The following is a 24,634-nucleotide window of genomic DNA, read 5'->3' as shown; positions in this document are numbered from 1 at the left end:
TATTGATTATATTGATTTTTAAAATTGGCATCTTACCTGCTTTGCTAATAACGTTAACTGAGTTGTGCAATAGCACATCGTTTAAATGAGTGCCAGGCAACACGCATTTGAGCGGCAATTGCGCAGCCCGTAAACCTTACCCATACAGAATTTTCGTGTCCTGAGGTCTGTATGGGTTTTTTTCTCTTTTTTCCTGTTTTTCCCCTTTAACGCCGCCCTCACAATAAGAAATAAAACACTTAACACTGCAGTTAATTGCGATACACTATTTCTCTATTAAAGGTCAACATGCCCTTGTATGTATAAGATAGGCTAACTGCCAGTCAAATAAAGGATTTTTAGATTGCTTGCGCTATATCCATCAAACAAATTAGAGCATCTTAGTTTTCTGCTTACCTCGTTACTTGAGCAACAACCCTCCTCAGTATTCTCCCCTGAAACTATCCTTGTTGAAAGTCCTGGTATGCAGCATTGGGTAAGCATGCAGCTGGCTCGAGAGCAGGGAATTGCAATGAATCTTGATTTCCCTTTGCCTGTAAGGTTTATGTGGAATACAGCCCGGGTGGTGTTAGGCAGTGAAAAGGTACCTCGCCAGTCTCCTTATCGACGAGAGGTACTTACGTGGCGTATAGATAATATTCTGCAAGACGATGCCCTGATGAACACTAGTGCGTTTGAACAAGTGCGCCGCTATTGGTTAAGTGCGGGCAGTGAGCAAGAGCAGGGCGTTCAGCGTTTACAGCTGGCTACGGCCCTTGCCGATGTGTATGAGCAGTACTTACTTTATCGACCAGACTGGCTCTTTGCCTGGGAAAATAATGAGAAGGTAGTGTTTGATGATATGGAGTCGTGGCAGAGCGAAATTTGGCGTATTCTGACAAAAGAGCAGCCTTTGCATCCTGCTCGGCTTCACAAGATGACTATAGAAGCACTGAGTAAAGGCCAGTTGCCAACGAATCTTCCCTCTCGCATAGTGGTTTTTGCTATTAATACCATGGCGCCCCAACTCATTGCATTTTTTGATGCGCTGGCCGAACACATCGATATTCATATTTTTCATTTAAATCCCAGTGTTAATTATTGGGGAGATGCTAAAAGCGACAGCGAACTTGCAAAACAGCTGCGCATGGAAGGCGTCAATAAGTGGATGGAGAACGAGCAGAGTAATTCGTTGTTAGGGAACTTGGGAAAACAAGGGAGAGAGTTGTTTAACTTACTGACCGAGTTAGACACCTTTGAAATTAGTGCTTTTGATGCCCCCGAGATTGATGCTCCTGTGATTGACGCTCTTGACGACGCCCTTGCTCAATTCACAAACAGTGAAGAAACAAGCAGCGAAGAAATAAGCAGTGAAGAAACAAACTTTGAAGAGACGATTCTTGAAGGCACTAGCTTAGCAGAAAAGCCCCAAAGCACGAAAAGCTTAGGTAGGGGACTTGCACAGCGCAATTTACTAAAGCGTATTCATAGCGATATATTACAGGCCCTGCCTGCAAGCCCTATTCATGTAAACGACCCTCAAGAAGCAGAGCAAGACGACAGTGTCACTATTATGTGCACTCACTCTGCGCTGCGTGAGGTGCAGGTGCTGCATGATCATCTATTACATTGGTTGTCACAAGATACCACCCGCACCCCTTCAGATATTCTGGTGATGTGCCCTGCTATTGAAAATTATGCTCCTTTCGTCGACGCCGTTTTTCACCGAGTAGGCACTAAAAACCAGTACACCAATGGCACCACCCGTTTGCCATGTTCAATCGCCGACAGAAGCCCAATGGATACCGAGCCATTGATTGCCGCTTTTATGGCGCTGCTAGAATTGCCAGATAGCCGCTTTGGCGTAGCAGATATAATGGATTATCTACAGCTCGATTCTGTGCAAAAGCGCTTTAATGTTACGCAGGCTGATATCGATCAGATGATGGTATGGCTTGAGCAAGCTCATATTCATTGGGGGCTAAATGCCCAGCATAAGGCGTCTGTCTCAGAGGGCGTAACAAAGGAAAACACCTACAGCTGGTGGTGGGGAATTCGTCGCTTATTAATGGGCATGCTAGCATCAGATAGCGAAATGATTGTTGATGGGTCGCTGACCATACCCGACGTAGAAGGGCAAAGCGCGCTTATTTTAGGCAAGCTGGTACAGGTTATTGATTTACTGGGACGGTTTGCAAACGAACTCACTACACCGCGCTCGCCGAAAGCTTGGGCGCACGATTTGTTACAGCTGCGTGATGCGTGCTTTGTGTCTACCAAAGATCAGGAACAAAGCTGGGACTTAATCGCTAAAGTTGCCGCTGACTTATATGCGCGATGCAATGAAGCAGACTACGAACATGAGCTAAGCTTATGTCAAATTCGGGAGCTATTGTTAAGCCGCTTCTCCTCTCCTGATGCCGGAAACCACTTCATGACGGGACAAGTAACCGTATGTTCTATGTTACCCATGCGCAGCATTCCGTTTAAGAAGGTATGTATTTTAGGGTTAAACGATAGCGAGTTTCCAAGAAAAGCAACGCCGCTTGGTCTTGACCTTATGGCGGGACCGAAAAGACGAACAGGCGATAGGTCACGAAGACTAGAAGACAGGTATCTTTTTTTAGAGGCAATCATTTCTACCCGAGAGAGCCTGTATTTAAGTTACCAAGGTAACGATGTAAAAAATAACAGTGAACGTCAGCCAAGTTTGGTGCTAGCAGAATTTCTCGATATGCTAGCAACAGGCTATCAGCTTGATACGTCGCACTTTGTGAAGCACGCGCCACTGCATCCCTTTAGCGAGGCGGCATTTACCGGTCAGCTTCCAAGCTATGAGACGGGTTGGCTTCGCTTAGCAGACGCATTGCAAAAAACCAATGCTTCACAGACACAGGCAACTAAATCTTCACAGTCACAGGCTGAGGCTCAACAATTAGATTCAGTTCAAAGCGCTTCTTTAGAAACAAAAGCGAATGCCCAGACCGGCGATAGGCATAGCGCTAACGAAAACAGTAAAAGTGCAGATGAAACACGGCTTTCAACCATGCAGGTGGCAAGGGCATTTAAAGATCCTTTGGAATACTTTTCGCTGCAGCGCTTAGGGGTAAACCTATCCCAGTCTTTCACCTTGCTAGATAACAGCGAGCCGTTTGAAACCAATGCGCTTGTGCGCTATCAAGTTCTAGGCGCTATTTTCTCAGTGCCATCAGGGCAACAGGAAAGCTCGCATCATGAACTATCTTCAGAGCAGGTGGTTGAATTTGCTTCTTTGCGAGGTGATATTCCGAATAACCCTGTGGCAAAAGAAGAGCTACAAATGTGGAAAGACGGAGCGCTAGCATTAACCCAGGCAATGGGCCCTCATGATGCTGCGGCAAAAAACGTCAGTTTCGTTGGTAAGCACATCACCTTCACTGCCAGCGCTTTTGAAGCTGCTGATAGTTTAGTGCTACGAAGCGCCGGAAAAATTAACGACATAAGAGCACTGTCGTACTTTATGTCTCAACTCGTTTTTTGCGCCGACAGTGAAACCAGCTCTCATCATGGCTATCCGCTGGATATTTATTATTGCGATTGGGAAAAAGGCGAAACAAAGTTGATGAAACGTCGCTTCGCGTCTTTCGACGCTGCCACTGCTGAAAACATATTGTTATTTATTGAACAGCTATACATGGCAATACTCACCGCGCCAACGCCTCTTTACCGCAGCTTATACTCAGACCTAGTCCCAGGTAAGCGAAATTCTGACAGTAAGGCGATAGTGGGTGAGATAAAGCCTGAACATTATGACGATATTATGGCTACGTTACAGCAATCAAGCTCTACTGCTTTTGCATATCGCTTTGAAGAACAGGGCTCTTATGATAAAAGCTCGGATTATAATAGCTCGGATGATACAAAAGACAGCGAAACTGCGCCTAATGTCGTATCAGAAAAGGCACAACAAATCGTCGAGCGCAGTAGCGATCTGTTCAATAGCATAGAGGCCGAACGTGTACTTAAAAACTGGCTGCAGTCCTCGGGGCAATTTAGTGCAGACATGGCCAATAACCCGTATCTGAAATGGCTTTTTCCCGATGGAATTTCATGGCAGAGCTTTCCTCATGTCGAAGGCTTTATTTTGTTTTCCATGGTGGCGAATTGTGCGGCGGAGGAACAGCTATGAGTGATGTTTCAAGTAGCACTCTTTCAAACAGTACTCTTTCAAACAGTACTCTTTCAAACAGTACTGTGGCATCTCGATTGCTCGATGTGCCTAGCATGCCCCTCAACGGCAGGCATCTTATTGAGGCAAGTGCAGGAACGGGGAAAACGTACAATATTACGCGGTTGTATCTGCGCCTACTGCTTGAAAAGAAGCTAACGGTAAAAGAGATTTTGGTAATGACATTTACCAAGGCCGCCACTGAGGAAATTAAAGGTCGTGTAGCGGCTACGCTGCGTGAAGCTGCTAGTTTTTGGCAACAGGCAATAGACAATGAAGGCGCTGTTCCAGAAGACATAGATCCGGTCTTTAGTCATTTACTGACTCACTGCAATCTTGAAGAAAGCTTGAGCTTACTCAGAGCCGCGCAGCTAGAGCTTGATGAGGCATCGGTTTTTACAATACATGGGTTCTGCCAGCATGTAATAGGGCAACTTGCCTTTAATAGTGGCTTTGCGATGTCACTGAATTTAAGTAAAGATACCAGCGACCTATACTTGCAGGCCAGTGAAGACTGGATAAGAAAAGTCAGTGGTGGTCATGACGGTTTTACCGAAGACGATTTCTTGCTGTTGGCATCAAAAGGGTGGCATGTGCCTGAGCGTTTGCTAGGTGAATTTAATGCAAGCATCCGCAGTACGTTAACCCCTAATGTGCTTGATGAACATGCGGTAGAGGAGTCATTTAAATATAATTTAGAGAGTAACCCTGATACCCAACAGACTCAATTTGCGGCCTTCTTAAGTGGCATAGAAGCCAATGAATCGCTGCTACACGAACAGCTTATTAAGAGCGCTGCCCACCAAAAGGTACGCCCTGGCGAGCTTGAGGCATTGAAATCGTGGTTGAGGCAGGGGCAGTACACCGATGCGCCTAGCGAGGCCAAAGCATTTCTAGATAAAAGGCGTTACTCTCGCAATACCTCTGGCGTCAAAGAACTGCTAAGTCCCATTAAAGACTTTACCAAAGCGATAGAAGTCGAGATTGAGGAAAGAGATAACACGTTGGCTCAGCTGCCTGTTTTTGCGTTAGTCAATGACGCCATTTCCTTTATAAAACAGCGAGTGATAAAACAGAAAAAGCAGCGTGGGATCATTGATTTCGACGACCTCATTAATATGCTGGCTGATGAGGTGGCAAAACCTGACAATACGCTAGCCGCAGAGCTTCGCAAAAAATTCCCTGTAGCATTAATCGATGAATTCCAAGATACCGATGCCAAACAATACGCTATTTTAGACGCAGTGTATCCTCGCGAACCTGATGCTAACGCTTTAAGCACTAGCACCACAGATACTAACACCACAGATACCAACACCACAGATACCAACACCACGGAGACTAGCACCACAGAGACTAGCACCACAGAGGCTAGCACCAAAACAAGCGCGCTCTTGATGATTGGCGATCCCAAACAGGCTATTTATCGCTTTAGAGGCGGGGATATATTCACCTATTTAAAAGCAGGTAAACAAGCAGATTTCCGGTGGGTTATGAACACGAACTGGCGTTCTGTTAAAGGCATGGTCAGTGCGTACAATCGCGTGTTTTATGGTGCGCCGCTGTCGGCAGCTCATTCTGGTAATGTTTTCGGTTTTAATATTGATTACACGCAGGTAGAGTTTACCAAAAAGGCCGCTGCAGCGAAGCATCCGTTAAGCGATCCATGTGAACAGCGCAGTGCAATGAATTACGTGAGTATGTGCTTAGACGATAAGCAAGATACCAACACAATGCGCCGTAAAATGGCGCTGTGGATTGCACAAGAAATCTATCGTCTTCTAAATGAAGCCGGTTTTGAAAATTCAAAGCCAGAAAGCGTTAATGATAAAAGCGGTAATGACAAAAGTGCTGACGATGCGAACTCGTCCGGCACCAACGACAGTAACCCCGTCGCCCATGTCACACCGGCCGCCCCTGTCACACCCGCCGACATTGCCATTTTGGTAAAAGACAGAACTGAAGCCAATGCAATAAAGTATGTGCTGCAACAGCAAGGTTTGGCCTGTGTTTACTTAAGCGATCGAAGTAATTTATTCCTCACGCCAGAAGCCAAAGACATTTTGCGCTTGTTAAATGGCATTTGGCATGCCAGCGACAGCAGCAAAGTAGCGGCAAGTTTAGCATCGCCCTTGTGGGGCTATAGCCCTGAGGTACTGGTTGATTTGCTGTATCACGAAGATGATGCGCTGTGGGACACTGCCTTCGAGCGGGTACTGTTACTGCGTGAATTGTGGCTGCAAAAAGGCTGTATGAGTGTATTGCTATACTTAATGCAAGAAAGCTACACGCCATACGGCGGGGAAGTAGAGCGAGCGCTAACCAATTATCAACACCTTGCTGAAGTCCTTGAAAAGGCAAGCACAACCAACCAAAGGCCCGAGCAACTGCTCGACTGGCTGCATAAACAAATACACCAGAGTGAGTCAGATGAAGAGATGACACTGCGTTTGGAGAGTGACAATCAGCTTATCCGTTTAGTGACGCAGCATGGCTCTAAGGGGCTAGAGTATCCGATTGTGTTTATTCCATTTGCCACGGGCTACAAGGATCCAGCAAAAAACGGCAAGTCGATGTCGCAAATACTGACTTACTATGATGAAGATAAACAAGGGTTACAGCTGCAGTTAGGGCAAACAAAGCAAGCTATCGCAAGAGTGCGTGCTGAAGGAGCCGCAGAAGATATGCGACTGGCCTACGTAGCGGTTACTCGCGCCGCTCATCGCTGTTATATGGGAGTTATTCCCCTTGATGGTAATGAAAAAAGTGCACTTGCGCGAGCGCTAGGAGTCAGTACCGATAACGCCGATAACGCCGATAACGCCGATAACGCCGATAACGCCGATAGCGTCAGTGATTGGCAAGGCGTGCTCGATAATGTGAGCGGGGAATTTGATGCGTATACGTGCCACATCAGCGCCGATGAATTTGACCTTAAATACACCAGTTTCACCCTTGATGAAACCAGCCAAACACTCTATGCACTTCAATTTACAGGCACCCACAGTGAAGATTGGCGATTATATTCATTTTCAGCCCTAAGTAGGCTGACAACGCAAGGAAACATACCGGTTGCCAATCAAAAAGAGCACACGGTACCTGTACTACAAACTGTTCGTGACGAAGAGTTCTCAATAGATGGGCTATCTAGCTTTGGCGACAGATTTACTAATGAAGCGGCGGATAAACCTACTACCACGAATATTGAAGAGGCGCACCGCTTGCGCTTTACGCTAACTAAAGGCGCAAGCGCCGGTAATCTTTTACATGATTTGTTAGAGCTTAATGACTTTAGTGCGCCTACGTGGGATGAACATGGGCCTGAGTTGGTCAGTCGTTTTGGGCTAGAGGAGGACAAGGTAAGTTCACTGTACGACTGGCTAGAGGAAGTATTGCAAACACCGCTTTATCCCAACAAAAGCCTTACATTAAGCGACTTAACGCTAAACCAAACTCTAAGAGAGGCTGAATTTTATTTCCCCATGAAAGACAGTAAATGGGCGGAGCTAAGCGAGGTTTTACGTGCTCACAGGGCAAAGGTGGCCATTGAATACAACGCTCAGGCGTTGACAGTGCCTCACCTCATGACAGCCAACCTTGCGGGAATGATGCACGGCTTTATCGATTTATTGTTTGAACATGAAGGCAAATACTACGTGGCCGACTATAAATCTACGTGGTTAGGCGATGACATCGCAAGCTACAGCCCCAGTGCATTGTTTGAAAATAATCAGCATCATCTTTATGATCTGCAGTATCTTATTTATTGCCTTGCGCTACATCGGTATTTAAACAATACACTTGCAGATTACCAACCAGAACGCCATTTTGGGGGAGTATATTACTTGTATCTGCGTGGTATGCACCCAGAGAACCAAGAAGGGGAAGGGGTGTTCTTTACGTCTATCACTCAAGAGGTGCTGCATTCTCTAGACAGCATATTTGACGGCGACGATGCGGTTATGGTTCAAACAGATAATAGCAGTGAGCCCGTTACTGGAAGCAAGCCAGAACATACACCGGAGCATACTGTTGAGCACAAGCCGGAGCATTCGCCGGAGCATAAGCCGAAAAAAACACTGAAAGAAAACCCAGAGAACGGCGAAGCAGGTCATCAGCAAAGTTTTGGGTTTGATTGATGAAGGTGCCTATTAAAAAGAGCGACGCAAACCATGAGTGAAAAAAATACGGGTAGTGGTGATGAGGCCCAATCAACCATACTAAGCTCAGCCACAATAAGCACAGATAACATAGACCAAAAAGACAGTGCTGATACAGACGACATAGCAGCAATGAAAATGAATAAAAATGCATTGTTTGAACAGCTATTTGGTATTGAGGCCATCGATAAATTTATTGCTTCTGAATTTACACCCACGTCGGTGCTTAGTGAGCAAGAAAATACAACGTGGCTGCATCTTTTGGTTTTGTTGTCGTTTATGCAGCGCCATGGTCACAGCTGTGTGATGCTTAGCGATGTAGCGGGCAAAACCTTGTTTAGTGAAGATGCGAGTGAAAATACAAGTGTGAGTAATAGCACTCATAATTCACCATTACGTGACAATGGCCAAACCGATACGCAAAAGAGAGGGTACACGTTTGATGAACTTACACCACTTATCGGTGTGGTGAAAAAAGCGTTAAGTGACGAACGCATTGGTCAGCTGTTTGTTTATAACAACGGTATGTTTTACAGCCGCAGATATTATGAGTTTGAACAAGAAGTAGCGCAGGGCGTGGTTGCTAGAACTGCCTTTACTCCCTTATCTGATGAGGCATATTCAAAGGTAAAAGCCTTGTGGCCCGCCATGTTTGTCAAAGCGCCATCAAGTGCGGCTTCACAAGAGCCTAGCCAAGAGCTAGCGCTTAGCAGCGAGCAAGACTGGCAGCAGGTAGCTGTTGCAAAAAGTATTGTACAAAAGTTTAGCGTAATTAACGGTGGCCCAGGAACAGGAAAAACCTACACCGTACTGCGTTTGTTGCTAGCCCTTCAAGCCTGCGAGGACAACATCAACATAGTGTTGGCGGCGCCTACAGGAAAAGCGCAGCAGCGTATGACGGAATCAATTAGCGACAGTATTGCTGGCTTGAGGGGAAAAATAGATGACGGTGTGTTAGACCGCGTTCCCACACAAGCAGTAACTATTCACCGGTTGTTAGGGCTGCGAGAACACACGGTATCAACAAAATACAACAGGCAAAATCAGCTTTCACTTGATGTATTAATTGTGGATGAGGCCAGTATGGTAGACCTTGCCCTAATGACGCGAATAATGAGAGCGCTACCTGAGCATGCCCGCCTGTATTTTATTGGCGATGCTGAGCAGTTGCCCGCTGTAGAGCTAGGGAACGTGTTAGAGCAATTGGTAGAAACGAATGACGACTTAGTTAATTTAGACGACAAAATGCTTGGGGCAGTGCCCACTGCGCTGCGTCAGCATATCGCTACCCTATGCCCTCATTTACCTTTATTACCCGTAGATGAAGATGCGAAAACGTGGGTACATACGCTGCGAGCACCACAACGATTTAAAGGGCAAGTGGCGGCAGTGGCAACCGCCATTCAAAAAGGCGAAACGCAGGGTGCCTTGAGCGCGCTAAATAACGCGGTAAATAATGCAAATAACGCAGAATCAATGGCTGATAGACCAGTACTGAACGATGGTGTTCATTTATGGCCAGAAGATTGGGTAAGCGACAAAAAGCTGCGCAAAATGGCCGTTCAAAGTTTTATGTCTATTTTTGATGCCACCAATGCATGCGATGCGCTGCGTCGACTAAACCAAGTCAGGTGGTTAACGCCGGTTCGCAAAGGCAACATGGGAGTTGAGCGTTTAAATTCATTGGTTTTTGATGCAATTAAACACAAAATTACACGGCGAGAAGGCAACTTCTATCAAGGCCAGCCCATCATGATAGTTAAAAATAATCATCCTCAGCGCCTATCTAATGGTGAGGTCGGTATTATTTGGCCAGACAGTAGTGGAAAGTTACTGGCGTGGTTTGAAGCTGAGAATGATGAGCTAAGGCATATTTCCTTATCTCGCGTGCCCCAGTTTGAAACCGTTTACGCAATGACCATTCATAAGTCGCAAGGTTCTGAGTTTTCTCACGTGGTGCTGCTGCTTCCAAAGCCTGAAACAGAAAAGGCTGCAGGGTTGTTTCACCGTGGCCTGGTATACACCGGGCTTACACGAGCTAAAAAGGGATGTTTGATAATCGCCAATAGTCCTACCTTTAGTGACATGGTATCGAGAGTAGACAAGCGATATTCCGGCTTGGCAAACGCCATTCGCGACGCCGCCATTGATGAACGGTAATGAATGATAGATATAAAAATATTGGTCGCAATCATCGAACCAATAATAAAGCTTTTGATATAACGTTTAAGGAAGAATATGAAAAAAACACTGTTATTTACAATTACAACACTACTGCTGGGCTGTTCATCTACAGAGCCTAATTCTACAGAGACTAATATCGTAAAACTCGACCCCATCGACTTAACAAAAAGCGATGAATCAGTTAAAGAATACTGGGTTTTAAGTGAAAAATCTTACCCTTCATACCCAATAGCTGCAGCTAAAAGGAAAATGAACGGGTGTGCAAAAATTCAATTTATTATTAACAGCGAAGGAGAGCCTGAAGACCTAAAAACCATCAACTTTTTACCCGATAATACCTTCGTTGCTGAAACTAAAAAAGCGATTAGCGGGCATCGTTGGGTTCCTTCAGAAACAAACAAAACTTTACAGCCGGTGCTGATAACACAATCATGGGATTACGCGTTAGATGATGTGCCCGGTAGGCTCGATTGCGATTCTCAATAGCCACTTAAATAGTGGTGTTAGTATAAACGATCAAGTAGAGCTCCCGTTGAGAGACTCTCCTCACACTGGCGTAAAGAAAAACGCGCCGTGTTCGTGAGCGTCTGGTGCGTTTTTAGCAATGGGGTAAAAGCGGGTGGTCATATTCACTCTTAAAATACCCCTATCACAATGCAGAAATTGAGAAGGCAAAAAGGGTGGTGCGGCACTAGTATCCGCAGCCACCTGTATGCCTTCTTCAATACTCAAATAAGATAACCCACCAACATCAAGCCAACCGATAACACACCGAGGGCTAGCAACAAAGCTAGGATGCTCGATAATATCGCTATGAAAGGTAACGTTTGCGCCAAAAACAGGTTTTGTCTGTATGGCCAGGTTTACCGTTGGCTTCAATGTGAGCTTGTATAGTCCATGCACCATAGGGATAATGGTGGTTTGAAAAGCGGTGGTGTTTTCTAACGTATGCATTCTCATTAACACGAAAAGGTGTAGATGATTGAAGTGTGGCTTATCACCAGAAAAGATGCGTTGATGTGGATCAACGCTACGCCTTGCTTTAGCGTAGACTAATCGGCCGTATGTAGTAGACCAAACGTAGTAGACCAAACGTAATAGACCAAACGTAAAAATAGATAAACTTCACCGCGACGTTAACTATCATAAAAAATCAATAGGAACTCTGTGAGCGAACCCACTAAAAGCCAAATGAATGAGCGTGCTGAAAGTACAGAAGCCTATTTTCGGTTTTCGCGTTTAGATATCATGCAGGCATACACACTGAAAAAAGAGATTACAGGGGCGTGGTTTTATAAAGACGACAGTACTGATTTTTTTATTGGGCTCGTGCCTCTAGAGGAGCGCTTTTTTGACGAGCTTAACGATTATGTCATACGCCAGCAGATCAATTATGATGCGTGCGATCTATTGGTAAAAGCCAAATCTACAAATGCGCCGCTTACAGAAATTTCCATTCCCTACGCAGTGAATAAAATGCTCAAGTATATTGATTGCAAAATTACGGTTGCGATTGAGTAGTGTAGTCGCCTTCATTAGTCATTATAAAAAGATAGTTAAAGAGCCTTGTTTATGTCTAAACATCAGATAAACCCAAAAAAACTTCTGCGCAGTAAGTGGACATCCACGTCGCCTAAAAACAAAGAAAAGCATTTTTTAGTGACTGACGTGACATTCGACGAAGAGGGTGTTGTTGTCTCTTGTGTTCTTGAGTCGGTGATGTCAAAAACAGAATACCCGATAAACTGGCGAGATTTAAAAGACACGACAATGTGGCGCCAAGGCTGGAAATAGCAATCAACCCGCTAATCAGATAATGTACTCCATATGATAATCTAAATATAACGTTACGGTTATTTCGACTTACCAATCTATATTAGTCATCAACATTAGTCATTTGCTTACATTTAATCACGTCGATGACTCTACATGCCTTAAGGAACCTTTGCTTTCAAAATGATATCAACAAAAGACACAAACCCAGAACGTAAGATAAACACCCCGCTATTTGCCATTACCGCTGGGTTTATCAGTGTATTTTGCTTGATGGCGTTAATTGATGTGAACGCGCTTGCTGCTTGGGTAGACACCAGCTTCGCCTGGTCGGTAAGGTATTTTGGTTTGTATTGGCAAGTACTGTTATTGGCGACATTTTTAATTAGCCTGGGTATGGCATGTTTGCCAGGCGCTAGGGCAGTGATGGGGAATATAGACAAACCAGAGTTCTCTAACTTCCAATGGGGCTCAATGATCATGTGTACGCTTCTCGCTGGCGGTGGCGTATTTTGGGCAGCTGGCGAGCCCATGGCACATTTTTTAAGTGTGCCGCCGGTATTTGGTGACGTTGAAGCAGGTACTGGCGAGGCGACGGTGTACGCCCTCGCACAATCTTATCTTCACTGGGGTTTTTTGGCCTGGGCTATTTTAGGTAGCCTGACGGTGATAATGCTTATGTATTATCACTACGAGAAGGGCTTGCCATTAGCGCCTCGAACGTTGCTTTACCCTATTTTTAAGCGCCGCGCTATACAAGGCCCTATTGGTACTATTACCGACGCGGTATGTATTATTGCAGTTGTTGCAGGCACGGTGGGGCCTATAGGATTTCTGGGTTTACAGGTAAGTTACGGGCTCAATACGTTGTTGGGTATCGCCGACAATGCCACAACTCAAACGGCAGTTATTAGCGTACTCACCATTGTATATGTTGCCTCGGCCATCACCGGGGTGACCAAAGGTATTCAGCTGCTTAGCCGATTGAATATGATCCTCGCAGTTTGCTTGCTGGCGTTTTTAATGGTGACCACCAGTGCAATGTTTGTCATTAGCCATTTCTTTGAGGCGTTGGGCACACACATTACGCACTTTTTCCAAATGGCGTTATACCGGGGAAATGCGGGTATGTTTGGCGAGGCGGGTTGGTTAGGCTGGTGGACAGTATTCTTTTGGGGATGGTTTATTGGCTACGGGCCTATGATGGCAATTTTTATAGCTCGTATCAGCAAAGGCCGCTCTATTCGCGCAATTGTCATTATGCTGTCTATTATTGCGCCGCTAATCACCATGTTTTGGTTTACTATTGTAGGTGGAACTGGGCTGTCACTAGAGCTTGGCGCCCCAGGGACTATTTCAGCTGCGTTTGAAGGCTTTAATTTACCAGCGGCCCTGCTTGCGGTCACTCAGGCTCTGCCCATGGGCGCCATTGTTTCATTCTTGTTTCTATTGCTTACCATGACGTTTGTAGCCACAACAGGCGACTCCATGACGTACGTGTTATCAGTGTCTATGTCAGACTCCGACCAACCGGCAACGTTTGTGAGAGTGTTTTGGGGTATTGCAATGGGGCTTATGGCCGCCATTCTCATTATGATTGGCTCTGGCGGTATAGATAAACTGCAAGCATTTATTGTGGTGAGTGCTGTGCCCGTGTCCTTAATTTTATTACCGTCTTTATGGGATGCCCCGCGCATTGTCATTACCAAAGGCAACGCTAAGGCGACAGGTGCTCGGTGAAGTTAGTAGGAATTCTCCGGTATGAATTCTTCGCTATAAAAGCACCGTTATAGCTCGACGTTACAGCTCCACGTTATAACTGCCCCCAGCATTGACAAAAAATAAACCCGTGAAAAGGAAAGTGCCTTTTCACGGGTTCGTTATTATTCACCTAAATGTCAAAACTGGTTCTCAAAGCAGCGTGTGCTCTGGGATAACAAAATCAGTTCGCCAAATTTGCAGGTTTACTTTCTTACGCTTAATTTCTCAAGCCTATTTTCTCAAGCTTATTTTTCTATGGTAAACGTCAGGCCAGCATTGGCCTCTAATCTGCTAATTAATCTATCGCCTAGCGCAGATGCAGGCGTGTAAAAACCGCCAGATAAACTGACGTCTTTGCAAAGACACAGCGCAGATTCTGCAATCATTTTACTGGTAGAGCCGTAGCCCGGGTCTTTGTCACCTTTTACTGATACTGCCAGCATATCGCCATTTGTCGCATTGCCAACAAACATGACATCATAAAACCCATTTTCGCGCTCTTCTTTACTTGGTCCTTCGCCGGGCTTAGGGCCATCATCACTGGCTAACGACTTATCATTAGCCACATGTTTTGCCATGGCTTCACCTTTTTCACCAGGGCCGGTCATCAGCATTTCATCATATTTGAATGCTTTACCGTAGGCATAGTTACTTAGGTAATTAGCACGATGCACGTTTTTAGTATTAATGGCAGCCATAATGAAAGGGGCAACCCATGTTCCTAATTGCTCATCAAAATAGGGTTTGTTGCCATCTGGCTGTTCTGTCGCTACGTTTGTATCCGCCAGTGAAAACGGATTAATTAATGCCGCCATTATCGACTTGTCTTTCTTCGCCGCTACCATTGTGGCTTTTAGGCTTGCTGCGGTACCGCCAGAAAACGTCCCCTGCATTTTACGCACGCGACCTTTAACATATTCAATGGCATCGCCGGTTTGTTTCTTTGCGTGTTGTTGCAGATAGTGCACCCCTAAGTCGAAAGGCACAGAATCGAAGCCGCACGAAAAGACGATATTGGCACCAGTCTCTTTGGCTTTATCATTGTACTTATTGATCATCTGGTGCATCCACGCAGGTTCACCACATAAATCGGTATACCCCGTGCCGTTGTCAACACAAGCTGAAAGCAGTTTTTCACCGTAAATTTGATAAGGCCCTACGGTAGTCAGTACAACATGAGTTCGTTTTGTCAGTGTATCTAGCGCGCTGTCGTCATCGCCATCAGCAACAATCATTTCAACAGCGTCACTGATACCTAGCTCTTGTTTTACATCGTTAAGCTTTTGCTCGTTACGGCCTGCTATTGCCCATTTAACGCTGCTGTCGTTGCCGTACTGCGATTGAAAGTATTCTGCAACTAATTTTCCTGTGAAGCCAGTGGCACCGAAAATCACCACATCCAAATCTCGTTCAATACTCATACTTGCATCCTGTTTTTGATTTACGTTTATATGCTTTTTTTGTGTTAGCGAATCAAGTGATAGCTAATCTTGTATTAGCTAAATATACCTATCTCGCGGGCTCGCTATTATTTTTTTGCATAATATTGGTGTATTCATGAAACAGTTAGCCTACTAATTCATTCACAAATTGAGATAGTCTTTCCAGTCCTTTTAGTAAATCATTCTCACTAGTGGCAAATGACAAACGAACGTAATTGTCAGCATTATGTTCACCAAAGTCGTTGCCTGGAGTAAGGGCAACATAGTATTTATCCAATAACGTGTCGCAAAACTCAATGGCTGAAAGCCCGGTTTTTTGAATATTGATATACGCATAAAAAGCGCCGTTGGGCTTTGCATCAACAGGTAGCCCCATTTTTTCCAATGCAGAAAATACTAGTGTGGCCCGTTTAATAAGTAATTGCCTATTTTCTTCACATTGGCTAAAAGCTTGCTGGGTAAAGCAAGCAAGCGCTGCTTTTTGAGAAAGGGTAGAAGGGCATATAAAGAGGTTTTGTGCTAAACGCTCAACAACACTTGCCATTTCCTCGGGCACCACGCACCAGCCTAAACGCCAGCCGGTCATACCGAAGTATTTGGAAAAGCTATTAATCACAATAATATTATCGTGTAAAAGCGTATTCGCGAGAACGGTTGTTGCCGCAGACCCAGTTTCATCTTTTGCCGCAGCATCTTTTTGTACAGAAGCGTCTAACAGCAAATCTAAATAAATTTCATCGACAATTAAAAAGCCATCATGCTGTTTACAGATTTTACCAATAGCCAACAGTTCAGCGGTATCAATACATGTGCCCGTTGGGTTCGCTGGGGTTGCAATGAGTACGCCTCTTGTATTGGGCTTCCAGTGCTTTTCAACCTCGTCAGCAGTAAGCTGAAAGTTATGCTCACTAGAGGTGGGAACCAGAGTGACATCCGCACCAAAGGCATTTAAAAAGCGGCGATTACACGGGTATGAAGGGTCGCCTAAAATCACATTGTCGCCAGGCTCTACCAGTGCAGCACTGGCTAACAAAAGCGCCGCACTTGCTCCGGCGGTAACCACAATGCGTGATGAGGGAATTTTTACATCGTGTTTTTGCTTGTAAAAGCCTGCTATGGCCTCGCGAAGTTCAGGTGTGCCCAGCGCTGATGTGTAAGGGTAATCAGGTGAGTCTAACGAGTCTTTCATCGCTGTTATTACGGCGTCTGGGGCACCAAAGTCAGGCTCTCCTAGATTCAGGCGAATAACATCAAAGCCGCTTTTAACAAGCGCCGATGCTTTTTCACCATAGGCCATGGCCAAGAACTCAGAGATACCAGTAGCGCGAGACGAAAACTTCAAAATAGCCAACCTCAATATTGATAGATAGAAAACAATGTAAGCGAGTACACATTAGGAAATACTCACGATAACTATTCAAGTTTTTTCTGTTGATGTATTTTTTACCGACGCAATCATAGGCAAATACAGTCACTTGGGGTAGGCTAACTGAAACAATTCATACTTTACTGTTTCGCATGTACGCAGAAGGAATTAACGAATGCAGCGTTCTACCTTGATTGGTAGGTACACACAGTACCTACGTGCTACCAGCCTTTTCATAACCGTTTTGTTTGCGCTATTTATCACGTCATCTTCTCTTGCCTTAGCCGCAGTGCCAAGCATCAGTGAGTTTACTGATGGCATGAAGAAGAAAAACGGCCTGATCCCCATGTATTATGATGACTCTGCCGACAAGGTGTTTTTGGCAGTACCCGCATCTGATGAGCAGTATCTGTTTCAAAGTAGCCTTCCATACGGCGTGGGCTCAAACGATATTGGCCTGGATAGAGGGCAGCTTGGTAGAACTCGATTAATTTCTTTCGAGCGTTTCGGCAATAAGCTATTGCTAACACAGCACAATACTAAGTTTAGAGCCGGCCATGGCTCTGTTGCAGAAAAGCAAAGTATTGATGAAGCCTTTGCCGACTCGGTTATTGCAGGCTTTGCTATTGTGGCAAAAAGTGACAGTGCGAACCTAGTTGACTACACCGATTACCTATTAAGCGATGTTCATGGCATTGGCAATCGTATGTCTCGCAGTAAGCAAGGCAGCTATAAAGTAGACAAAATGCGAAGTGGTGTTTACCTTCCGCGTACCAAAGGATTTGAGAAAAACACTGAGCTTGAAGCCTTGGTAACGTTTAGCGGTAGCAAACCAGGTGGCTATGTACAGCAAGTCACGCCTGACGCTGAAAGCTTAAGCGTGCACTTGCATCATTCCTTTGTTGCGCTGCCAGAGGCGGGCTATACACCCCGTGTATATCATCCGTACTCAGGCTACTGGAAATTCAATTATTACGACTATTCTACGGCGATTACTGAGTCGACAGAGCAGCGCTTTATTACTCGTCATCGGCTAGAGAAAAAGACGCCTCACGCTGCAATGAGCGAAGCGGTAGAGCCTATTATTTATTATTTAGACCCAGGTATACCTGAGCCAGTAATGTCGTCGCTTAAAGAAGGCGCTAGCTGGTGGAACCAAGCGTTTGAAGCGGCAGGGTTTAAAGACGCATTCCAAGTGAAAGTGTTGCCCGAGGGCGCAGATCCTATGGACGTGCGTTACAACGTTATCAACTGGGTTCACAGAGCAACGAGAGGGTGGTCTTACGGCTCTTCTGTTGTAGACCCAAGAACGGGAGAGATAATAAAAGGTCACGTAACGCTGGGTTCATTACGCGTGCGCCAAGACTATTTAATCGCCCTTGGCCTCACCAGCCCATTTTCGGATGGCAGTGTCAGCAATACAGCCGATACTAGCGCGCAGCAAGAAATGGCGCTAGACAGAATAAAGCAACTTTCTGCCCATGAAGTTGGTCATACGCTGGGCATTGCGCACAACTTTGCGGCCAGTGAAAACAATCGTGCTTCGGTGATGGATTATCCGCACCCTCAAATTACATTAAAAGACGGGGTGATAAGCTTAGAAAATGCGTATGACAAAGGAATAGGAGACTGGGACAAACACGCTGTAACCTATGGCTACGCTACATTTGCCAGTGAAGACGAAGAGAAGGAAGCTCTTGCGAAAGTCATCACTAAAGCAAGAAATGCCGGCCTTGCCTTTAAATCGGATTCAGATACGAGAAGTTCCAGACACGGCTCTGCAAACGGACATATGTGGGAGAATGGTTCAGATCCACTCGACGCCTTTGATGAAATTTCGAAAGTACGCGATGTGGCGCTTAACAATCTTGGTATGAATACGCTGGCGCCCAATGCCAGCCTTTCGTCACTAGAAGACAGCTTAGTACCCATTTTCTTGCTTCATCGCTATCAGCTTGAAGCTGTAGTAAAACAGGTAGGTGGTTTGCACTATGAATACGAGCGTAAGGGCGATTATGTTACCCCACAAGGCCAACAGTTTGTGGCACCTGCGGTGCAGCAGCGTGCAATGCAGCAGTTGATTAAAGCGTCGACGGCAGATTACCTAAGCATGCCTGAAAGTGTGCTGTCGTTAATTCCTCCCACAGCTTACGGCGATGATATTACTCGGGAACAATTCAAGGGTAAAATGGGATTAATGCTCGACCCAGCCTCGGCTGCGGCCTCTGCGGCAAACTTCTCACTGTCGCTATTGTTACACCCCGAGCGCCTAAATCGCCTTCAGTGGCAAGTAACAAGCTCTAAAGACAGACGTAAAAAAGTTGACGTTAATCTTCTAATAAAACAAATTCTAAATGTTCATTGGTATAAGAATAAAGATACCAGTGCCATCGCAAAACGCCTTCAGTTAGTCGCGCTTAACGCCATCATGGAGGCTGTGACTAACGACAAATTGGCACCTGAAGTAAAACTTGCGGCCGATGAAGCGTTGTTAGAGTTTAACGAGTGGTTAGAGGATGAAGCTGATGACGATAAGTACGAAATATTAAACGGATATTTTGATGCTTACTTTGCCAGTGGAACATGGCCTGCGGCGTTTGACGTGATGCCATTACCACCTGGCTCACCAATTTAAAGAGAGTTATGTGAAGGCTCTGCAGTAGGATTATTAAGTCTGTTAATTATCTTCTGCAGATGTCTTAGCACAAACTTAGCGCAAACCGTAGCATACACTGTAATGTACGCCCCTAAAGCCAGCTTTGATAAGTTGGCTTTTTGCATTTTATGGTTTGAATTTTGTGACTTGAATTTTGTGAAAGTAAAGCAGTTGGTAACGCACTTTTTTTACAACCTTGTATTGAACAGGTTGTCGACTTGATGGTCGGCGTGTGTGAGCAAATTACTTGATACCTTTGCAGAGATCTAACGTACCATTCATCATGTTAATAAACTCATCAGCTCCATGATGAAAACGAAGACGATGATGAAGACCATTATAGCGCAACAACGCGTCGCTCGGCGGTGCTTCTCGACAGGACCCGTGACAGCGGCGTATGAACTCAAGGTGGATGCGGGGGAGGTGCAACGAGATGACGCGCAAGTTGCTCTGGCGGCAAAATTGGATGCCCTGCATGAGTCTCTTGCCTCGCTGCCACCAGTACCCGTGCGCACCAACTATTCGACAGAGAGCAGTTATGCAGGCAGTGGTCCATTGTTACTGGCGCGACCCTTGGCATCCGCCCAGTCCTTTCTTCAAAAGAAGTTCCATTTGTGGTCTTTTGGTCCACCACCGCGAGGCATTTACATTCATGGACCGGTCGGGGTTGGCAAAAGCTTTTTAATGGATCTCTTTTACGCGTCGGTTAATGTTTCTGATGATGCTTGCTGTAATAATGACAGCCACAGCCACAGCTACACCCACAAACAGGCAATAATTACCAAACGCCGCGTCCACTTCCATGAATTCATGTTAGACGTCCATCATCGAATCTTTGTCTACAAAGAGAAGCATCCAAGGAGTGATGCGATCCCCATCATCGCGCAACAATTGGCACAAGAAGCCCAACTCCTCTGTTTCGATGAATTTCAAGTGACAGACGTTGCTGATGCCATGATTTTGAAACGACTGTTTTTATTCTTATTGGATTACAATGTCGTGGTGGTGGCCACCTCGAATCGCTCTCCCGATGCCCTGTATGAGGGAGGCATTAACCGATCCCTCTTTTTGCCATTTATAGACATGTTAAAACACACATTCGACATTATTTCCATGGAGGATTCCCAGAAGGATTATCGACTCGAAAATCGAGCGGATGGTCAATCTTATTTTTGGTCAAACAAGGATATTCATGGCGATAATAGTAGTAAAAACAACATGCAGGCGCAGTTGGAAGAAATATTTGGTGGCACTGCATCCTCAACGGAGGGCGAGGACATTCAGGTCCTCTTCGGTCGCACCGTTCAGGTCGCCCGATTAAATGATCGGTGCGCCTGGTTTAACTTTTCCGAGTTGTGCTACCAACCGCTCGGCGCGGCCGATTATATTTCCCTCTGTAACCGATTTGTGGTCATCATCATGGACTGCGTACCGCAACTTACCGCCAGTCACCTCAACGAAGCGCGACGGTTCGTGACCCTCATTGACGCGTGTTATGAATCTCGCACTCGCTTGGTGCTGGAGGCACAAGTCCCGCTCGATGAGTTGTTTGTCGATTTTGAAGCGCAAGTCGAAAGCAGAGATGGAGATGAAGAACTGTTTGTCAGTGAGAAGGGGGGAAACTCGAGTTCCTTTGCGACGACCATGATCCGCAACAAAGAGGGGGAGCATGTGGAGTGGTCGGCAACGGGTCTAATTGGTGTGTCACTGGCACAATTATCGGCCGCCAATGATCTCGCCTTTTCCTTTCGACGAGCCGCGTCTCGGTTGGTAGAAATGGGTGGAAAGGAATGGGGACGGCAATAACGACTTGCTTTAAAGTGCCCTACCAACTAAAAAGTGCCTTACATCAGTTGCAGGGACATTATCCTAATTTGCTAAAACTTTTAGGCTTCTTGCCCCTGAATCGCTATGACCACGAACGCTTTCAATTGGCTCAGGTAATGTAAAAGTTCAACAACCTAATTGATTACACAATGCTACGTAAAATGTAGGACAAATATTTGTATCTATTTTTGTTCGAATATCTGCTTCGTCGGACTTTTTGTCTTTTTTTTAAATGTTGACAGCCGACCTCAAGCTGACATTAGCAAATGTAAGCCGTCAGACATTTTTGAGCGATTACCAAATTGTCACCACCGCGCAGGCGGAGGTCTGCTGAAGACAAAGAGCGGACCTTCGCCATAGGGTCTTAAAGTTTGTGAAGTAGGGTATAACCTACTCATTTTTTTTGTGCTTGGCACGCATATCTAGTGATACGGGTGGCAAATTTTCAATTAATTTCGTTTTCTTACCGTGCACTATTTCCACATAGCGCATCGTGTCTAGCCTCACGAGGTTTTCTCTGACACCAGAGCGGTTCCAATTAATAGCATCAGCTATTATTCTTTCACCCGGTAGATGATCACCTTTCTTAAAGTTTGTGGAAATATATTCTGCTAAATCATAAAAAGAAGGCGAGCGCTGAATCGCTTCATAAAAGGCTGGCTCGCTTTGTATGAGCTTGATTTCTTCAATGACTTCCTCACTCACACTTTCAGATAAATAATTAGACGCGTTATGAAGAAAGCTTTCCATACGATAAATCTGTATTTCTTGTCCCGTTTCCTCAAAAAATTCTTTGAACAATTCGGGTCGTGCAGATAAAATTCTTCCTGCTGATTTCAACCACCAATCCTCTTTAGTATCTTCAGTTACAAGAATAACAGGGGTTTCATTTTCTTTCGCATAATCAATGATTTGTTTCCACATGATTAGATCGCCATAACGACGTTGCTGACCAACCAAGTCCTTCTCATTGTCATTCTTTTGAGCATCTTCATAGCCGGGGGGAATTTTGCTTTGATACCGATTCTTACCCTCGTCAAAAAGCTTATTCAATTCATCACTAGGAAAGGGTTGACCGACTCTTTGTTCAATAATCTCAGTTATTTTCCTTTGTATCTCGTCATCGTTCAGTCGTTTTAAGTGTGATTCTTTGGTATTTTCTAGGTGCGTGTTCAGCTTTTGAAACAACTCTTCAACCTCAGCCAATAACCCTGAGGGTAAGAAAGGGTGACGGTTTTTCTGGTTAAATGAGTTATATAGATCGCTAATATCGTTTAATGTCAGATCATAGTTTTTAGATTGTTCGTTAATTACAGCGGGTCGGTTCTGAAAATATTCCTGAGCAGCTTGGTGGGGTAACCAGACTCGTGAACGATGATTTTCTAGTAGATTAAGAAGTGCATCACGAGCCTCGTCGGAATATCGATAAAGGTTGAGCAAAACATTTGCGTCTGGAATAATCTTGCCGTCTCGCCATATAGCTTCAACTGCGTCTGCGTTGGCTCGAAAGTAGCCTTTGAACAACACTTGTAAATCAGCGTTATCTTCCATAATAACTCCTAAAAAAACATTTTGAATTCTTCCCTAAATGTCACAGGGATGAGATTAAGATATCACACTCTTTATTTAAAATGAGTACGTATGTTTAGATTACGATTTTTGTTTGGTGCCCTCTTTACGTACAGAGGGGCTGCACATGCAGCCCCGTAAAGCCTAAACCTCAATAGATTCCGATATTTCTAGAGCGTCGTCTACCTCGATGCCCAAGTAACGGACAGTGCTTTCTAACTTCTTGTGGCCAAGCAAGAGTTGCACTACCCGAAGGTTTTTAGTCTTCTTATAAATCAGATAGGGTTTAGTTCTGCGCATTGAGTGGGTACTGTAGAGCGATGTATCTAGTCCAAGTTTTTCGATCCATCCGTGAAAAATGCGATTATATTGTCTGGTTGATATGTGCTCAGCACCATGTATACGAGACTTAAAAAGATAGTCAGATGCTTTTAATCCTGCTTTCTTTACCCAAGCAAAATCGTCTCTCCGGTGTTCGGTGTTATCTCAAATTGGACAGGACTACCTGTTTTTTGCTGAACGACATGCGTGCGCCTTAGCACTGAACGTCCGCAAACGACATCTGAGACTTTGAGTTTAACGAGGTCACAACCTCGCAGCTTGCTATCAAGACCAAGATTGAATAGTGCGAGATCACGCGTCCGCCCTTCAAGCTCTAAACGAATTCGGATACCCCATATATGTGATATCTGGAGAGGCTTTTTCTGCCCGATAATGCGATCTTTGTTCCAAGGTGTATGGATTTGAATTGCCATGAGTTGTCTCCTGTTTAATAGGAAACATAAGTATGGCAGTCAGGTTGATTGGCGCACTTAGACAAGGAGCGGACGCTCGTTGATGTGATTTCCTACTGCTAACCTTAGTCAGACACGGAACATCCAAGGCAGGCTATCTGATAATCGCTACTAGCGACTCAGTAACTAATTTTAATTCTAAGCAATTGAATAGCTGAAGAATAAAGAAAACTGCTTATCGGGATTGAAAAGCTTCGGGCAAATTTACAGATAAATGAGTTTCAGCTATCAACATCAATAAATCGCGGTCAGCCTTTGTCATTCCAAACCCATGGAGAGGTATTTCAACCTCATTTTTACTACCTACGTCACCTCTCGCGATCAACTTCGGACTTTTACCTAATTGGAGCTGGATAACATCTTTCCATGGCTTGTAAACAAAGCCTGATATATGACTTCCATACCTTATTCCATCACTATCAGCGTAAAGAATTCGTTGCTCTTTTACGCCTATAAATATTGAATACACCAAAGCAAAAACAGGCATCATACAAATAAGAGCGATAATTTTTGAGGAAGCTCTCGAATCAAGAGAAAAAAGCTCAGGTAAATAGCCATAACCGACAAACGTTGCCGTCCACAAGGATATGTTAAGTAGCACTATCTTTAATAGCTTCATTCGCCCACTTTGGCTTATCTCGCGCAATTCAAGCTTCAGCTCTTTCTCATTAGTATTTATTAGTAGAAGCCCTTAGTTTTTGTTAGTAAATAAACCCTATCACAACAAGTCGTATAATTCCGTTCATTGCTCGTCACTGTCTTTATAAACTGCTTATGTACACGTCCGCTGTATCCGTCCGGCAATCTCACCTAGCGCTTAGCAAATTGCCATGGTAGTAGTTGCTCGATATCGGCGTCGGGCCGACTGAGTTCATCAAGGCAGGTCATCACATACTCGAATACCTTGAGGTCGTTG

The 24,634-nt window shown here is 44.9% G+C and carries 14 protein-coding genes and 1 pseudogene; 9 read left to right on the top strand and 6 right to left on the bottom strand.

The features are described from left to right. Positions 1-343 precede the first annotated feature (343 nt). The 4 genes from recC (at position 344) to GTQ48_RS10675 (ending at position 11,016) form a co-directional block, all read left to right on the top strand. On the top strand, positions 344-4,147 hold the full coding sequence (gene recC / locus GTQ48_RS10690) for an exodeoxyribonuclease V subunit gamma (protein ID WP_239060082.1): 3,804 nt from the start codon (positions 344-346) through the stop codon (positions 4,145-4,147). Continuing rightward, a complete protein-coding gene (locus GTQ48_RS10685) occupies positions 4,144-8,325 on the top strand; it encodes a UvrD-helicase domain-containing protein (RefSeq protein ID WP_163106691.1) in 4,182 nt (1,393 codons plus the stop codon). The genes recC and GTQ48_RS10685 overlap by 4 nt, the downstream gene beginning before the upstream one ends. Positions 8,326-8,358: 33 nt before the next feature. Then, positions 8,359-10,506 (top strand): exodeoxyribonuclease V subunit alpha, encoded by a 2,148-nt coding sequence (recD, locus tag GTQ48_RS10680; RefSeq protein WP_338023314.1) that lies wholly within the window; start codon positions 8,359-8,361, stop codon positions 10,504-10,506. A gap of 78 nt (positions 10,507-10,584) precedes the next feature. Further along, positions 10,585-11,016, top strand: coding sequence for an energy transducer TonB (locus tag GTQ48_RS10675; RefSeq protein ID WP_163106690.1), 432 nt, complete (start codon positions 10,585-10,587; stop codon positions 11,014-11,016). Positions 11,017-11,076: 60 nt separating this feature from the next. Here the strand turns inward: GTQ48_RS10675 and GTQ48_RS10670 are convergent, their stop codons facing one another. After that, on the bottom strand, positions 11,077-11,484 hold the full coding sequence (locus GTQ48_RS10670) for a hypothetical protein (RefSeq protein WP_163106689.1): 408 nt from the start codon (positions 11,482-11,484) through the stop codon (positions 11,077-11,079). A gap of 213 nt (positions 11,485-11,697) precedes the next feature. Between GTQ48_RS10670 and GTQ48_RS10665 the strand changes: the two genes are divergently transcribed. The 3 genes from GTQ48_RS10665 (at position 11,698) to GTQ48_RS10655 (ending at position 14,043) form a co-directional block, all read left to right on the top strand. Further along, a complete protein-coding gene (locus GTQ48_RS10665; RefSeq protein ID WP_338023313.1) occupies positions 11,698-12,051 on the top strand; it encodes a hypothetical protein in 354 nt (117 codons plus the stop codon). A 51-nt stretch (positions 12,052-12,102) separates the two neighbouring features. Beyond that, positions 12,103-12,324 carry a TIGR02450 family Trp-rich protein gene (locus GTQ48_RS10660; RefSeq protein ID WP_163106688.1) on the top strand — a complete coding sequence of 74 codons (222 nt, stop codon included), beginning with the start codon at positions 12,103-12,105 and terminating at the stop codon, positions 12,322-12,324. Between the two features lie 162 nt (positions 12,325-12,486). Continuing rightward, positions 12,487-14,043 carry a BCCT family transporter gene (locus tag GTQ48_RS10655; RefSeq protein ID WP_163106687.1) on the top strand — a complete coding sequence of 519 codons (1,557 nt, stop codon included), beginning with the start codon at positions 12,487-12,489 and terminating at the stop codon, positions 14,041-14,043. 266 nt (positions 14,044-14,309) lie between these two features. Here GTQ48_RS10655 and GTQ48_RS10650 read toward each other — a convergent pair whose 3' ends face one another. Next, positions 14,310-15,485 (bottom strand): saccharopine dehydrogenase family protein, encoded by a 1,176-nt coding sequence (locus GTQ48_RS10650; protein ID WP_163106686.1) that lies wholly within the window; start codon positions 15,483-15,485, stop codon positions 14,310-14,312. A gap of 145 nt (positions 15,486-15,630) precedes the next feature. Further along, complete coding sequence (locus GTQ48_RS10645; protein WP_163106685.1) at positions 15,631-16,848, bottom strand: aminotransferase class I/II-fold pyridoxal phosphate-dependent enzyme; 1,218 nt, start codon at positions 16,846-16,848, stop codon at positions 15,631-15,633. A 199-nt stretch (positions 16,849-17,047) separates the two neighbouring features. On the opposite strand from GTQ48_RS10645, the gene GTQ48_RS10640 reads away from it, so the two are divergent. Together GTQ48_RS10640 and zapE are read left to right on the top strand one after the other, a co-directional pair. Further along, positions 17,048-19,507 (top strand): zinc-dependent metalloprotease, encoded by a 2,460-nt coding sequence (locus GTQ48_RS10640; protein WP_163106684.1) that lies wholly within the window; start codon positions 17,048-17,050, stop codon positions 19,505-19,507. 345 nt (positions 19,508-19,852) lie between these two features. Beyond that, the gene (zapE, locus tag GTQ48_RS10635) at positions 19,853-21,334 is read left to right on the top strand and encodes a cell division protein ZapE (protein ID WP_239060081.1); all 1,482 of its coding nucleotides are present in this window, start codon (positions 19,853-19,855) and stop codon (positions 21,332-21,334) included. A gap of 411 nt (positions 21,335-21,745) precedes the next feature. Here zapE and GTQ48_RS10630 read toward each other — a convergent pair whose 3' ends face one another. From GTQ48_RS10630 to GTQ48_RS10620, 3 genes and pseudogenes are all read right to left on the bottom strand, one after another. Next, positions 21,746-22,906 carry a PIN domain-containing protein gene (locus GTQ48_RS10630; RefSeq protein ID WP_163106683.1) on the bottom strand — a complete coding sequence of 387 codons (1,161 nt, stop codon included), beginning with the start codon at positions 22,904-22,906 and terminating at the stop codon, positions 21,746-21,748. Positions 22,907-23,068: 162 nt separating this feature from the next. Continuing rightward, positions 23,069-23,679: pseudogene (locus GTQ48_RS10625) on the bottom strand (tyrosine-type recombinase/integrase). 214 nt (positions 23,680-23,893) lie between these two features. Further along, positions 23,894-24,337: a hypothetical protein gene (locus GTQ48_RS10620; protein WP_163106682.1), complete on the bottom strand. Its 444-nt coding sequence runs from the start codon at positions 24,335-24,337 to the stop codon at positions 23,894-23,896. Between the last annotated feature and the right edge of the window lie 297 nt (positions 24,338-24,634).

Source organism: Alteromonas genovensis (assembly GCF_010500895.1).
Lineage (GTDB): Bacteria > Pseudomonadota > Gammaproteobacteria > Enterobacterales > Alteromonadaceae > Alteromonas > Alteromonas genovensis.
This window is presented reverse-complemented; position numbering and strand designations above follow the sequence as displayed.

Coding starts and splice junctions, on each gene's coding strand:
- GTQ48_RS10655 (WP_163106687.1), top strand. CDS start 12,487: ATGATATCAACAAAAGACACAAACCCAGAACGTAAGATAAACACCCCG.
- GTQ48_RS10675 (WP_163106690.1), top strand. CDS start 10,585: ATGAAAAAAACACTGTTATTTACAATTACAACACTACTGCTGGGCTGT.
- recD (WP_338023314.1), top strand. CDS start 8,359: ATGAGTGAAAAAAATACGGGTAGTGGTGATGAGGCCCAATCAACCATA.
- GTQ48_RS10620 (WP_163106682.1), bottom strand. CDS start 24,337: ATGAAGCTATTAAAGATAGTGCTACTTAACATATCCTTGTGGACGGCA.
- GTQ48_RS10670 (WP_163106689.1), bottom strand. CDS start 11,484: ATGCATACGTTAGAAAACACCACCGCTTTTCAAACCACCATTATCCCT.
- GTQ48_RS10640 (WP_163106684.1), top strand. CDS start 17,048: ATGCAGCGTTCTACCTTGATTGGTAGGTACACACAGTACCTACGTGCT.
- GTQ48_RS10650 (WP_163106686.1), bottom strand. CDS start 15,485: ATGAGTATTGAACGAGATTTGGATGTGGTGATTTTCGGTGCCACTGGC.
- zapE (WP_239060081.1), top strand. CDS start 19,853: ATGATGAAGACCATTATAGCGCAACAACGCGTCGCTCGGCGGTGCTTC.
- GTQ48_RS10660 (WP_163106688.1), top strand. CDS start 12,103: ATGTCTAAACATCAGATAAACCCAAAAAAACTTCTGCGCAGTAAGTGG.
- GTQ48_RS10685 (WP_163106691.1), top strand. CDS start 4,144: ATGAGTGATGTTTCAAGTAGCACTCTTTCAAACAGTACTCTTTCAAAC.
- GTQ48_RS10630 (WP_163106683.1), bottom strand. CDS start 22,906: ATGGAAGATAACGCTGATTTACAAGTGTTGTTCAAAGGCTACTTTCGA.